Origin of the sequence: Pantoea sp. JV6 (assembly GCF_025910055.1) — a bacterium.
Classification (GTDB): Bacteria; Pseudomonadota; Gammaproteobacteria; order Enterobacterales; family Enterobacteriaceae; genus Pantoea; species Pantoea agglomerans.
The window spans coordinates 172,043-185,821 of record NZ_JAPCIM010000022.1; the positions used below are offsets into that span (position 1 = coordinate 172,043).

Consider the following 13,779-nt stretch of genomic DNA (forward strand, 5'->3'; position numbering starts at 1 on the left):
CCAGAAGCTGGCCTGTTATTATCGCGCTGCATTAACCAATAAAAGCGTGCGGATAGAAACGGGAAAGATCCTGCGTGATCAGGTCGCGATCTTCCCGCAGGCCGATACCGGCCGGTTGATCGTCAATCAGCCAGCTGCCGATCAGCGTATAGCTGTCGCCAAACTTAGGCAGCGGATGGAACTGCTGGACGATCATTCCCTCTTCGCCATAGGGTCCATCGACGCGGGCGATTTCCTGACCATTTTCCACGATGCGGATGTTGGCACCTTCACGTGAAAACAGCGGCTTCACCACATATCTGTCCATGTGCGGCACGTCATCTTCCGCGAACCAGGCGGGCAGCAGGTTAGGGTGATTCGGGAACATCTCCCACAGCAACGGCAGCAAGGCTTTATTCGAGATAATGCTTTTCCAGGCCGGTTCCAGCCAGCGCACGCCAGCATCGCCCAGCTTGGTGGAGAACATCTCACGCAGCATGAATTCCCACGGATAGAGCTTGAACAGGTTGCTAATCACCTGATCCTGGGCGTCGGTAAATTCCCCTTTTTCGCCCAGTCCAATTTCATCCATGTAGAGAAACTCACTCGGCAATCCCGCTTCGGTGGCGCAATCCTGAAGATATTGCACGGTGCCGCGATCTTCGTCAGTATCACGGCAGCAGGCGAAGTGCAGCCAGTTGAAGCCGTGCTGCTGATGTAACGCGGCGAAGCGTTCAATCAGCTTTTCCTGCAGGCTATTAAACTGATCGCTGCCTGCGGGGAGCTGACCGGCGTTAAGCTGGTCCTCCAGCCACAGCCACTGGAAAAATGCCGCTTCATACAGCGAGGTCGGCGTATCGGCATTGTTCTCCAGCAGCTTTACATCGCCTTTGCCATCCCAGGCGAGATCCAGACGAGAGTAAAGCGAAGGCTGACGCTGATGCCATGAATCGCGCACAAAGTCCCAGGTGTGTTTAGGAATGCGGAATTTAGCCAGCAGCGCTTCGCTGTTAACCACTTTTTCCACCACCTGCAGGCACATTTGATGTAATTCAGCGGTCACATCTTCCAGATGCTCGATTTGCGCCAGCGTGAACTGATAATAAGCATCTTCACACCAGTAGGGTTCACCATGCATGGTGTGAAAACGAAAACCGAACTCGGTGGCTTTTTCGCGCCAGCCTGGGCGCTCTGAAATGGCAATGCGTTCCATCGGGGCGTTAGCCTCCCATTGAGCGGCTGGAAGTGCCGCTGGCGCTGCTACGCTGCATGCTGTTCTGCTTCGCGACGGTTTCACCAAAGCCACCACGGGTAATGGTGGAGGTGGTAGCCGGTTTTGGTGCCAGCGCCGTTTTCGGCACGGTCATGCTTTTGCCGGATGTTGCTGCACCATAATTACGGCCTGATGCATCAACAAACTGACCATTGGCCGGGCTGCGGGCATTTTTCGGTGAGAAGAGCGGTTGCTGTGCAAAGCCCGAACCACCGCCCATCATGCGACCCATCATGTAACCTGCCATCAGTGGCATCCAGAAGCTGCCGCCACTCTGCTGCGATTCGGCATTAGTGGTGCCCACGCCCGCCTGAGCCGGTGTCTGCTGACACTGGTTTTCACCAAATTCAGCGACACAATCTTCACGCGTGGCATATTTTGGCGCGGTGCGTTCCGCCTCTTTTTTCGCTTCATTGAATGCGGTAGTACATTGCGCACTCTGGCCCGGATTGGCTTTTGAACAGTCATCGGCATTCTGGTACATCGAAACTGTTTCGTCGTTCTGTTCACAACCAGCCAGCATAAATACCGCCGAAACGGCGATAGCAACGGGCGTTAAATGGCGTGCCTGCCAGCTTTTGCGAAAAGCGGCATAGCGAATAGATTTTGTGCGTTTCATTATGATTATCCTGTGCCCAAAGGTAGCGCATAGAATAGGGGATGGGGGGGTAAAATTGAAGCTGGAGGCCTGATGCAACAGGGATCTTTACTTAGTTATACGTTCAACAGAGAGACGGGCCGCAAAGCAGCCCGTCCGCTCATTAATTACCGAAAGGATTACCGCTGCTGTGGCGAGCCGCAGGACGCGCTGCCTCAGAAGAGCCGGTTGCCGCCGGACCGCTATCCACGCGAGCGGTCTGCTGTGCATTTTCCGGTGCTACCGTTTCCGGTGACGTCGGGATCTCTTTACCCAGCTGGCTGTTCAGTTTCTGCAGGCTCTGCTCATTGAGCGTACCCAGCGCATAGCTGATATTCAGCTGGTTAATCAGATAGCTATAGCGCGCATCAGAGAGCTGCTGCTTAGCGTTGTAGAGCACGGTGGTTGCATCCAGCACATCAACGATAGTACGCGTACCAACCTGATAGCCCGCTTCTGACGCATCCAGAGAGCTTTGCGCAGAGACCACGGCCTGTTTATAAGCGTTGATGCTGCTGATAGAAGCATTCACGTTGTTAAACGATGAGCGGACTGTCTGAACCGCAGAGCGGTGCGCGCTTTCCAGCGATTCACTGGCGCTGACGAAGCTGTACTGTGCCTGTTTCACCTGAGAGGTGACGCTGCCGCCGCTATAGAGTGGCAGTGAGAAGCTCAGACCCACCTGGTTAGAACCGGTAATGGAGTCAGTAGACCCCTGGCTCTGGTTCGCACGGCTGCCGCCATATTTGCTGTTCGACATGCCGGTAGAGGCCGTCAGACCCAGCGTCGGCATGTGACCAGCTTCAGCGGAGCGAATCTGCTCACGGGCTAAATCCTGGTTCAGACGCGCAGAGAGCAGCGACAGGTTACGGCTTTCCGCCTGCTTAAGCAGCGCGCTGACCGGTTCGGGCTTATCGGTTCTGAAGCGATCAATGCTCAGCGACGCCAGCGACATGTAGTCCATGCCGGTGATCTGACGCAGCGTTTCCACGTTGTTATCGAGGTTATTACGCGCGGTCACTTCGTTAGCCAGCACGCTGTCATATTGCGCACGGGCGTTCTGTACGTCAGTAATGGCAACCAGGCCAACGTTAAAGCGCTGGGTAGTTTGATCCAGTTCGCGATAGATCGACTGTTTCTGCGCTTCGGTGTAAGAAAGGGTATCAATCGCTTTCAGCACGTTGAAGTAGGCGGTCGCGGTGTTCAGAATCAGATCCTGCTGCGCCACCTGATAGGTCACATCCTGGATACCGGCAGCTTTTTCCTGCAGGGTCAGTGCGCGCCATTTCGACATGTCGAAAATAGTCTGGGTTAATTGCAGCGAGCCGCTGGTCGTGTTGGAATGGAGACCGCTACTGTCGCGATAGCCGTTGTTATAGGTGTAGTCTGCACCCAGGCCGAGCTGGGGTAGTAATGGGCTACGCGCTTCGTTGATTTTCTCAAAGGCAGAATCGCGATCGGCAGCGGCGCTGCGCAGATCCGGGTTGCTCAGACGTGCTTGTTGATAAACCTGAAGCAGGTCTTCGGCCTGGCTGGCGAAGCTGAAACCGCCCAGGCTCAGCCCAATAAAAAATGGGAGCAGTTTTTTCATTTGCATTCCTTTTGTTGCAGCAAATTGCAGTGGGTGCGCTGCCGGGTAAGCCAAAAAATTATCGCCGATTCTAGCAGAGGGCAACTGTGAGATAAGTTGGCTGAACGTGCCTTCTCCCCCTAATTTACGTAAATAATTCAGAAAGAACCACTTACATGGAGCACGGTTACAGGCTTTTTTCGCTCCACCTCAATCTGCATAAGGAACCCGATGATGCCGGAAGAAAAAAAATCCCCTGTGACTTTCACAAAAAACGATGTAGAAATTATTGCACGCGAAACCGTCTATGATGGTTTTTTTTCCGTCGTACGTTATCGCTTCCGCCACCGCCAGTTTAACGGCGAAATGAGTGGGGAAGTACAGCGCGAAGTTTTTGAGCGCGGACATGCCGCCGTGCTGCTACCTTATGATCCCTTACGCGATGAAGTGGTGCTGATTGAACAGATCCGCATCCCGGCTTATGACAGCAGTGCTTCGCCCTGGCTGCTGGAGATGGTCGCCGGCATTATTGAGCCCGGTGAATCTGTCGAGCAGGTCGTGCGCCGTGAAGCCGTTGAAGAAGCAGGATTAGAGGTCGGCCGGATTAAGCCCATGCTTAACTATCTGGCCAGCCCTGGCGGCACCAGCGAACGTCTGTCGGTGCTGATTGGGGAAGTGGATGCCAGCCAGGCAGAGGGATGCCATGGTCTGGAGGAAGAGAATGAGGATATTCTTGTCCATGTGGTAAGCCGCGAACAGGCTTACCGCTGGGTGGAAGAGGGGATAATTGACAATGCGGCGTCTGTCATCGCCCTGCAATGGCTGGCGTTGCACCATGAGAAACTACGCGAAGAGTGGATACAAAAATGAAACAGCGCTATACCCCTGACTTTCCCGAAATGATGCGGCTCTGCGAAACCAATTTCGCCCAGTTACGCCGCCTGCTGCCGCGTAACGATGAGGCGGGAGAATCGGTGATCTATCAGGTGAGTGGCGCCCGTTATCAGCTGACGATCCAGGAGTCGACACGCTACACCACGCTGGTGGAGATCCGCCAGGTCGCGCCTGCCGTGAGTTACTGGAGTCTGCCCTCGATGTCGGTAAGGCTCTATCACGATGCGATGGTCGCCGAAGTGTGTTCAACTCAACAGATCTATCGTTTCAAAGCGCGCTATGATTATCCTAATAAAAAATTGCATCAGCGCGATGAAAAACATCAGATAAACCAGTTTCTCGCAGACTGGCTGCGCTACTGCCTGGCACATGGTGCGATGGCAGTTCCGGTCTGCTGATGCGTATAATGCAGTAAATGGCGTGGAGACGAAGGAAACGCTTTGGATAGCCTGCTAACTCTTCCTGCAGCGAACGGTTCCGAAATCAGGATTTTGCAAATCACGGATACCCACCTGTTCGCGGGAAAACATGAATCGCTGCTTGGGGTGAACACCTGGTCGAGCTATAAAGCGGTGCTGGATGCGATTATTGCGCAACATCGTGACTACGACCTGATTATCGCCACCGGCGATCTCGCCCAGGATCACTCTATCGAAGCCTATCAGCATTTTGCTGAGGGCATCTCACGTTTGCCGCGGCCCTGCGTCTGGCTGCCCGGTAATCACGATTTTCAGCCCGCGATGTTCGACACGCTGGCAGCCGCTCATATCAATGCCCACAAGCAGGTGCTGGTGGGTGAGCAGTGGCAGATTGTGTTGCTGGACAGCCAGGTCTCAGGTGTGCCGCACGGGATGCTGAGCGATTATCAGCTGGAGTGGCTCGATAACGCGCTGGCCCGCTATCCGCAACGTCATACGCTGGTGCTGCTGCACCACCATCCGCTGGCCTCTGGCTGTACCTGGCTCGATCAGCACAGCCTGCGCAACTCACATCAGCTCGATGCGGTGTTACAGCATTACCCGTTAGCCCGGACGCTGGTCTGTGGTCATATTCACCAGGAGCTGGACCTTGAGTGGCACGGTCGTCGTGTGCTGGCCACCCCTTCAACCTGCGTTCAGTTCAAACCGCACTGCACCAGCTTTACGATTGACACCGTGGCACCAGGCTGGCGCTGGTTCACGCTGTATCCGGATGGCGGCCTTGAGACCGAGGTTAACCGGCTCGACACCGACGCTTTTCGTCCCGATTTAGACTCAGAAGGATACTGACGCGTGGCGGCATTACTCTATCTGCACGGTTTTAACAGCTCGCCGCAGTCGGCTAAGGCGACGCAGTTCCGGCAATGGTTAGAGGCGCAGCATCCGGAGATCGAAATGATCGTGCCCCAGCTGCCGACGTTTCCGGCCGATGCAGCCGCAATGCTGGAAGATCTGGTACTGAGCCGCAGCGGCGAAACGCTGGGGCTGGTGGGCTCTTCGCTGGGCGGTTATTACGCTACCTGGCTGTCGCAATGCTTTATGCTGCCTGCTGTGGTCGTCAATCCCGCGGTGCGGCCTTTTGAGCTGCTGGCGGATTTCCTGGGCGAAAATCAGAATCCCTACACCGGCCAGCAATATGTGTTAGAGTCACGCCACATTTACGATCTGAAAGTAATGCAGATTGAACCGCTGGAAGCGCCCGATTTACTCTGGCTGCTGCAACAGACCGGCGATGAAGTTCTCGATTACCGTCAGGCGCTCGACTATTACAGCGCGTGCCGTCACACGGTAGAAGAGGGCGGGAATCATGCATTTACTGGATTCGAGCGCCATTTCCCGCAGATTCTGGACTTTCTCGGTCTGAATCATCCCTGAGTAATGCGGAAATCGCACCCCATTTCACCCTTCTAATCAGACATTTACGATGAGTCAATCTAACTATAACGCGGATGCCATTGAGGTCCTGACTGGCCTTGAGCCTGTTCGCCGTCGCCCGGGGATGTACACCGATACGACGCGACCCAACCATTTGGGTCAGGAAGTGATTGATAACAGCGTCGATGAGGCGCTGGGCGGCCACGCGAAGCGGGTTGAAGTGATTCTGCACGCTGACCAGTCGCTGGAAGTTATTGATGATGGTCGCGGCATGCCGGTGGATATTCATCCGGAAGAGGGCGTGCCTGCCGTCGAGCTGATCCTGTGTCGTCTGCACGCGGGCGGCAAGTTCTCCAATAAAAACTATCAGTTCTCGGGCGGCCTGCACGGCGTCGGCATCTCGGTGGTTAACGCCCTGTCAAAACGCGTCGAAGTCACGGTGCGCCGTAATGGCGAAATCTATGACATGGCGTTTGAGAATGGCGACAAAGTCCAGGATCTCACGGTTACCGGCACGGTGGCTAAACGCAACACCGGCACGCGCGTCCATTTCTGGCCCGATGAAAGCTTCTTCGACAGCCCACGTTTTTCGGTGTCACGCTTATCACATCTGCTGAAAGCCAAAGCGGTGCTCTGTCCTGGCGTTGAGATTGTCTTTAAAGACAAGCTGAACAATACCGAACAGACCTGGTGCTACGAAGATGGCCTGACTGACTACCTGTGCGAAGCGGTGAATGGCTTACCGACGCTGCCGGAAAAACCGTTTGTCGGCAGCTTTGCTGGCGATGTGGAAGCGGTTGACTGGGCGCTGTTGTGGCTGCCGGAAGGCGGTGAGCTGTTAACTGAAAGCTACGTTAACCTGATCCCGACCATGCAGGGCGGGACTCACGTCAACGGCCTGCGTCAGGGGCTGCTGGATGCGATGCGCGAGTTCTGCGAATACCGCAACATTCTGCCGCGTGGCGTGAAGCTCTCCGCTGAAGATATCTGGGATCGCTGCGCCTATGTGCTGTCGGTAAAAATGCAGGATCCGCAGTTCGCCGGGCAGACCAAAGAGCGTCTCTCTTCACGTCAGTGCGCAGCCTTTGTCTCTGGCGTGGTAAAAGATGCCTTCAGCCTGTGGCTGAACCAGAATATCCAGATCGCAGAGCAACTGGCTGAGCTGGCGATCTCCAGCGCCCAGCGACGTATGCGGGCAGCCAAAAAAGTGGTGCGTAAAAAGCTCACCAGCGGTCCGGCGCTGCCGGGCAAACTGGCGGACTGCACCGCGCAGGATCTGAATAAAACAGAACTGTTCCTGGTCGAAGGGGACTCGGCAGGCGGCTCGGCCAAGCAGGCGCGCGATCGTGAATATCAGGCGATCATGCCGCTTAAGGGCAAGATCCTTAACACCTGGGAAGTCTCTTCCGATGAGGTGCTGGCGTCGCAGGAAGTGCATGATATTTCCGTGGCGATCGGCATCGATCCCGACAGCGAAGATCTTTCACAGCTGCGCTACGGCAAGATCTGCATTCTGGCGGATGCGGACTCGGATGGTCTGCACATCGCCACGCTGCTGTGTGCCCTGTTCGTGAAACATTTCCGTTCACTGGTCAGAAACGGACACGTCTACGTTGCCATGCCGCCGCTCTACCGTATCGATCTCGGTAAAGAGGTCTACTACGCGCTGGATGAAGATGAGAAAGAGGGCGTGCTGGAGCAGCTGAAACGCAAAAAGGGCAAACCTAACGTTCAGCGCTTTAAAGGGCTGGGTGAGATGAACCCTTTGCAGCTGCGCGAAACAACGCTGGATCCGAATACCCGCCGTCTGGTACAGCTGACCATCAGTGAAGAGGATATCGACCAGACGCTGCGCATGATGGATATGCTGCTGGCGAAGAAACGCTCCGAAGACCGGCGTAACTGGTTGCAGGAAAAAGGCGACAAGGCCGATATCGAAGTGTAAAAAAACAGGACGCGAAAGCGTCCTGTTCTCTTTGTGCTTCAGCCAGCACATCCCCGGAGAACCCGGCAGATTCAGAGCAGAGACAGTAATCCTTGTGAAAATTACCCTGGAAGAGTTACGTGCCTGGGTGGCGGTGGTGGACAGCGGTTCTATTACCGCGGCGGCATCCCAGCTGGCGCAGACCAGTTCGGGCATCAGCCGGGCGTTGTCCCGGCTGGAGAGCAAGCTGCAGACCACCCTGCTGCATCGCACCACCCGACGGCTGGCGCTGACCGAAGAGGGACAGGTTTTTCTGGAGCATGCGCGACAGATCCTGGCCTCGGTTGAGCAGGCCGAAGAGCAGATAGCCCTGCGGCGCGAGATGCCGTCAGGGCGGCTGCGGGTAAACGCCGCCACCCCTTTTATGCTGCATGTGATTGTGCCGCTGGTGGACGATTTCCGCGCCCGCTATCCCCTGATCCAGCTTGAACTGAATACTGACGATATCCTGATCGATCTGCTGGAGCAGCAAACGGATATTGCCATTCGCATCGGCGAACTGCGCGACTCTACGCTGCGCGCCCGGATGCTTGGCAGCAGTGCGATCCGGCTGATGGCCAGTCCGGCCTATCTGGCGAAAGCGGGCACCCCGCAGAGCGTGGCCGATCTCGCGCAGCATCAAATCATCGGCTTCAGCCATCTTGAGGCGCACAACGTCTGGCCGATCTGGCAGCCTGATGGCGATTTCATGCGCATTAAGCCCACAATCTCTGCCTCCAGCGGCGAAACCATCCGGCAGCTGGCGCTGGCAGGACAGGGGATCGCACGCCTCTCCGACTTTGTCAGCCGGGAAGATTGCGCGGCAGGACGGCTGGTGCCGGTTCTCCCCGCTGAAACCCGCGAGCTGCGGTTGCCGGTGCATGCGGTCTATTACCGCAACACCACGCTCTCTTCGCGTATCGGCTGCTTCCTGGATTTTCTCCGCACCGAGATTGATCGGCGTCAGCTGCTATGATCTCTCCTGCCATAATAAAAAACCCCTGTCATAGGGCAGGGGTTTGGAGATGCTGGCAAGTCTGGCCGGATTCGCTGTGAGATTGTGCTTGCACAGGGAACACGGTCAGATCGGAAAGGCGCTCAAGCCAGTCCCTGGTCGCTCTACCCGCGCCATCCCTGGCGCGGGACGCTTTCCTCTTCTGACCGTGTTCCCTTCGCGTTGAGCTAATTCATTGCTGCCAGAGGCACTCAGGTTTGAGGTTGTCAGCAGCCTGACCCCGTTTACCGAAAAGGGGTTAAGCCTTCAGCACGAATCAGGCGCTGGGTTCCAGCACCAGAATCTTCACATCCACCACATCATCTTTAATGATGGCGCGATGCGCATCCATGTGCGGCATCTGCTGATGCTGCTCCAGATGACGCAGCGTTTCCCACTGTTCCAGCATAAAAATGGAGTCCGGCGAGTTCTGTTTCCACGGCACCTGCGCCTGATGGTCCAGCAGCGCGTCATACTGATGGCAGCCTTCTTCTTCTAAAACCAGCGGGATCAGTTTTTTCACCGCATCCAGCACGGCCTGACGGCGACCGGGTTTGACACAAATTTCAGCAACGACTGTTAACATTCGCGAATTCCTCTTTCGTGAGAAAATAGGGGGTATCCCCCAGCCATCTTACGCAAAAACGCGACTAAGATGGGTCCGATAAGCGGCAATATCGCGTGGCACGTCCGGCGCTTTAATCACATCGTTGCAGATAAAGGTCGGCAGCGCTTCCATGCCCAGGAACTGGTTGGCTTTGTGGAAGTGCAGATAAAGACCGTCGACGCCGACGCCTTCAAAGAACTGCTCCGGATCGGTAAAGGCCTGCAGCGGCGCGTTCCAGGTCAGTGACAGCATATATTTTTTGCCCTGCAGCAGACCGCCGGAACCATATTTCTTCGCCGCATCAGAACGGGTACGGCCATCACTGGCGTAGAGCGAGCCGTGGCCTTCGGTAAAGACTTCATCGATATAACGCTTCACGGTCCACGGCTCGCCCATCCACCAGCCTGGCATCTGATAAATCACCACATCACTGTCGACATATTTCTGCACTTCATCTGCGACCACGTAGTCGCTGTCAGCCAGGGTCACAGACACCTCATGCCCCATGTCACGCAACTGGCTGGCCGCAACGTCGGTCAGCGTGTGGTTCAGTTCGCCTTTAGAGTGGGCAAACGTTTTGCCGCCATCGATAATTAAAATCTTGCTCATGAATTGTTTGCCTCATTTCCTGAATATGGCGCTTAGCTTACGCGCGCTGCGGTCGCAGAAAAATGGGAGGTTGATCACAACACTTTTGCTGTGGAAGCAACAATGCGCCGGTTTATGGCACCATCGGCAGGCAAACTCACTGTGAAACAATTATAGAAAAACGCAAAATGAAAAAAATTGTCCTCTCTTTGCTGCTGGCCACCGGTGCTGTCCAGGCACAATCTCATCTCGACACCATCCTCAGTTCTAAAACGCTTAAGGTCTGCACCACCGGGGATTACAAGCCTTACAGCTACCTGCGACCCGATGGTCAGTATGAAGGGCTGGATATCAGCATGGCGAACGCGCTGGCTACCTCGCTCGGCGCGAAAGTGGAGTGGGTGCCAACCAGCTGGAAAAACCTGATGCCCGATTTTCTGGCAAAGCAGTGTGATATCGCCGTCGGCGGCGTCTCCGTCACGCTGAAACGCCAGCAGACCGCCTGGTTCGCCCGGCCGCTGGATGTGGATGGCAAAATCCCACTGGTGCGCTGCAGCGATAAAGATCGCTTCCAGACCATCGAACAGCTCAACCGGCCTGACGTGCGGCTGATTGAACCGGCAGGCGGCACCAACGAAGCCTTTGTGCACAGCCACCTGCCAAAGGCCTCACTGACGCTGTTCCACGATAACGTCACCATCTTCCGGCAACTGGTGGACAACAAGGCGGATGTGATGATCACCGATGCCTCTGAAGCGCGTTTTCAGCAGCAGCATTACCCGACGCTCTGCGCGATCAATCCCGACAAACCGCTGCAGTATGGCGAGAAGGCTTACATGATTCCGCGCGACGATATCAGCTGGAAGCTCTATGTCGATCAGTGGCTGCATCTCAGCACAGCCACCGGCGAATATCGTGACATTGCCCGCCAGTGGATGGGTGCAAAGCCCTGAGCCACTTCCACAGACAGGTCAGACACTTGCCGGTCTGAATCCGGCGTGCCTCCGGCACATGAAATCGCGCGGCGGGACGCCTGCTCTCCCGCGCTTCCCCTGTGACTAACACCAGCGAATAAGGTACTATCCTCGCCAAACCACCGCCGGGTGTCCCGCCGTTGTGGGCCACGATGTGAGGATGAGAAATTAATGAGTGAACTGACTCAGGATGGTGCAGAGCGTCTTGCCCTGCACACATTCACCGAGAATGCGTACTTAAACTATTCGATGTACGTCATCATGGACCGCGCCCTGCCTTACATTGGCGACGGATTAAAGCCGGTTCAGCGACGTATCGTCTACGCCATGTCCGAACTGGGACTGAGCGCCAGCGCAAAATTCAAAAAATCGGCGCGTACCGTAGGTGACGTGCTGGGTAAATACCATCCGCACGGCGACAGCGCCTGCTATGAAGCGATGGTGCTGATGGCGCAGCCGTTCTCCTACCGTTATCCGCTGGTCGATGGCCAGGGTAACTGGGGGGCACCGGATGATCCCAAGTCGTTCGCGGCGATGCGTTACACCGAATCCCGCCTGTCAAAATATGCCGAGCTGCTGCTGGGTGAGCTGGGTCAGGGGACGGTCGATTATCAGCCGAACTTTGATGGCACGCTGCAGGAGCCGAAGATGTTACCGGCGCGCCTGCCCAATATTCTGCTGAACGGCACCACCGGGATTGCCGTGGGTATGGCGACCGATATTCCGCCGCACAACCTGCGCGAAGTGGCTCAGGCCGCCATCGCACTGATCGACTCACCGAAAACCACGCTGGAACAGCTGCTGGATATTGTCCAGGGGCCTGATTATCCTACAGAGGCGGAGATCATCACGCCGCGTGACGAGATCCGCAAAATCTATCAGACCGGTCGCGGCTCGATTCGCCAGCGTGCAGTCTGGAAGAAGGAAGAGGGCGAGGCGGTGATTACCGCGCTGCCGCATCAGGTGTCGGGCGCGCGCGTGCTGGAGCAGATTGCGAACCAGATGCGCAATAAAAAACTGCCGATGGTGGAGGATCTGCGTGATGAATCGGATCACGAAAACCCGACCCGCCTGGTGATCGTTCCGCGCTCCAACCGCGTCGATCTCGATCAGGTGATGAACCATCTGTTCGCCACCACCGATCTGGAAAAGAGCTACCGCGTTAACCTCAACATGATCGGGCTGGATAACCGCCCGGCGGTGAAAAACCTGCATGAGATCCTGACCGAATGGCTGGTGTTCCGCCGAGATACGGTCAAACGTCGTCTGAATCACCGCCTGGATCGCGTGCTGCGCCGCCTGCATATCCTGGAAGGTTTGCTGGTTGCGTTCCTGAACATCGATGAAGTGATCGAGATCATCCGTACTGAGGATGAGCCTAAGCCGGTCCTGATGTCACGCTTTGGCATCAGCGAAACCCAGGCCGAGTCGATCCTCGAACTGAAGTTGCGCCACCTGGCAAAACTGGAAGAGATGAAGATCCGTGGCGAGCAGGCGGAGCTGGAAAAAGAGCGCGATCAGCTGCAGGCCACGCTGGCCTCTGAACGCAAGATGAATACCCTGCTGAAAAAAGAGTTACAGGCTGACAGCGCCAGCTACGGCGACGATCGTCGCTCGCCGCTGCGTGAGCGTGAAGAAGCCAAAGCCCTGAGCGAAACCGAGCTGGTGCCGTCTGAACCGGTGACCATTGTGCTGTCGCAGATGGGCTGGGTGCGTAGCGCCAAAGGCCACGATATCGATCCAGCCGGACTCAGCTACAAAGCCGGCGACAGCTATCTGGCTGCGGCACGCGGCAAGAGCAATCAGCCGGTGGCCTTTATCGACTCCACCGGCCGCAGCTACACGCTGGATCCGACGTCGCTGCCTTCAGCGCGCGGGCAGGGCGAGCCGCTGACCGGCAAGCTGACGCCACCGCCGGGTGCGATAGTTGAACAGGTGCTGATGGAGCCGGATGACCAGCGCCTGCTGATGGCCTCTGATGCGGGTTACGGCTTTATCTGTACCTTCAGCGATCTGGTGTCGCGCAACCGCGCCGGTAAAGCGCTGCTGACGCTGCCGGAAAACGCCCGCGTGATGACGCCGATGGCCGTCCATCATGAAGATGACATGCTGCTGGCGATCACGCAGGCGGGACGGATGCTGATGTTCCCGGTCGGGGAGCTGCCGCAGATGTCGAAAGGCAAGGGCAACAAAATCATCTCGATTCCATCCGCGGAAGCGGCCGCCGGTCAGGACAAACTGGCCTGGCTGATGATTTTACCGCCGGGCAGCGCTATCACGCTGCACGTAGGCAAGCGTAAAATGCTGCTGCGCAGTGAAGAGCTACAAAAATTCCGCGCCGATCGCGGACGTCGCGGCACGCTGTTACCGCGCGGCCTGCAAAAAATTGATCGTGTTGAACTGGATGCGCCTGCGCGTCCGGCGAGCCCGGATAGCGAAGCGTAAAC

13 protein-coding genes are annotated in these 13,779 nt (G+C 56.4%); 8 read left to right on the forward strand and 5 right to left on the reverse strand.

The annotated features are described in order from the left end of the window. Positions 1-31 precede the first annotated feature (31 nt). From OK412_RS20665 to tolC, 3 genes are all read right to left on the reverse strand, one after another. Complete coding sequence (locus OK412_RS20665) at positions 32-1,192, reverse strand: glutathionylspermidine synthase family protein (RefSeq protein WP_264353500.1); 1,161 nt, start codon at positions 1,190-1,192, stop codon at positions 32-34. A gap of 7 nt (positions 1,193-1,199) precedes the next feature. Further along, positions 1,200-1,871 (reverse strand): DUF1190 family protein, encoded by a 672-nt coding sequence (locus OK412_RS20670; RefSeq protein ID WP_010249037.1) that lies wholly within the window; start codon positions 1,869-1,871, stop codon positions 1,200-1,202. A 142-nt stretch (positions 1,872-2,013) separates the two neighbouring features. Next, the gene (tolC, locus tag OK412_RS20675; protein WP_010249035.1) at positions 2,014-3,480 is read right to left on the reverse strand and encodes an outer membrane channel protein TolC; all 1,467 of its coding nucleotides are present in this window, start codon (positions 3,478-3,480) and stop codon (positions 2,014-2,016) included. A gap of 213 nt (positions 3,481-3,693) precedes the next feature. Here tolC and nudF point away from each other — a divergent pair, with 213 nt between their 5' ends. The 6 genes from nudF (at position 3,694) to OK412_RS20705 (ending at position 9,145) form a co-directional block, all read left to right on the forward strand. Then, positions 3,694-4,329, forward strand: coding sequence for an ADP-ribose diphosphatase (nudF, locus tag OK412_RS20680; protein WP_010671126.1), 636 nt, complete (start codon positions 3,694-3,696; stop codon positions 4,327-4,329). Beyond that, entirely contained in the window at positions 4,326-4,751 is a 426-nt protein-coding gene (locus OK412_RS20685) for a DUF1249 family protein (protein WP_008925735.1), read from the forward strand. Before nudF ends, OK412_RS20685 begins: the two co-directional genes overlap by 4 nt. A 42-nt stretch (positions 4,752-4,793) precedes the next feature. Continuing rightward, positions 4,794-5,621 carry a 3',5'-cyclic-AMP phosphodiesterase gene (cpdA, locus tag OK412_RS20690; RefSeq protein ID WP_022623882.1) on the forward strand — a complete coding sequence of 276 codons (828 nt, stop codon included), beginning with the start codon at positions 4,794-4,796 and terminating at the stop codon, positions 5,619-5,621. A 3-nt stretch (positions 5,622-5,624) separates the two neighbouring features. Continuing rightward, a complete protein-coding gene (gene yqiA / locus OK412_RS20695) occupies positions 5,625-6,206 on the forward strand; it encodes an esterase YqiA (RefSeq protein ID WP_010249032.1) in 582 nt (193 codons plus the stop codon). A gap of 49 nt (positions 6,207-6,255) precedes the next feature. Beyond that, positions 6,256-8,151, forward strand: coding sequence for a DNA topoisomerase IV subunit B (gene parE, locus OK412_RS20700; RefSeq protein WP_010249031.1), 1,896 nt, complete (start codon positions 6,256-6,258; stop codon positions 8,149-8,151). Positions 8,152-8,245: 94 nt separating this feature from the next. Beyond that, entirely contained in the window at positions 8,246-9,145 is a 900-nt protein-coding gene (locus tag OK412_RS20705) for a LysR substrate-binding domain-containing protein (protein ID WP_010671124.1), read from the forward strand. A 295-nt stretch (positions 9,146-9,440) separates the two neighbouring features. Here OK412_RS20705 and OK412_RS20710 read toward each other — a convergent pair whose 3' ends face one another. Together OK412_RS20710 and OK412_RS20715 are read right to left on the reverse strand one after the other, a co-directional pair. Continuing rightward, entirely contained in the window at positions 9,441-9,749 is a 309-nt protein-coding gene (locus tag OK412_RS20710; RefSeq protein ID WP_010249029.1) for a putative quinol monooxygenase, read from the reverse strand. Between the two features lie 48 nt (positions 9,750-9,797). Beyond that, the gene (locus OK412_RS20715; protein ID WP_010249028.1) at positions 9,798-10,379 is read right to left on the reverse strand and encodes an NAD(P)H-dependent oxidoreductase; all 582 of its coding nucleotides are present in this window, start codon (positions 10,377-10,379) and stop codon (positions 9,798-9,800) included. A gap of 167 nt (positions 10,380-10,546) precedes the next feature. Here OK412_RS20715 and OK412_RS20720 point away from each other — a divergent pair, with 167 nt between their 5' ends. Both OK412_RS20720 and parC read left to right on the forward strand, forming a co-directional pair. Then, positions 10,547-11,311, forward strand: coding sequence for a transporter substrate-binding domain-containing protein (locus OK412_RS20720; protein ID WP_061703106.1), 765 nt, complete (start codon positions 10,547-10,549; stop codon positions 11,309-11,311). Between the two features lie 192 nt (positions 11,312-11,503). Next, the gene (gene parC / locus OK412_RS20725) at positions 11,504-13,777 is read left to right on the forward strand and encodes a DNA topoisomerase IV subunit A (RefSeq protein WP_172608899.1); all 2,274 of its coding nucleotides are present in this window, start codon (positions 11,504-11,506) and stop codon (positions 13,775-13,777) included. The last annotated feature ends 2 nt before the right edge of the window (positions 13,778-13,779 follow it).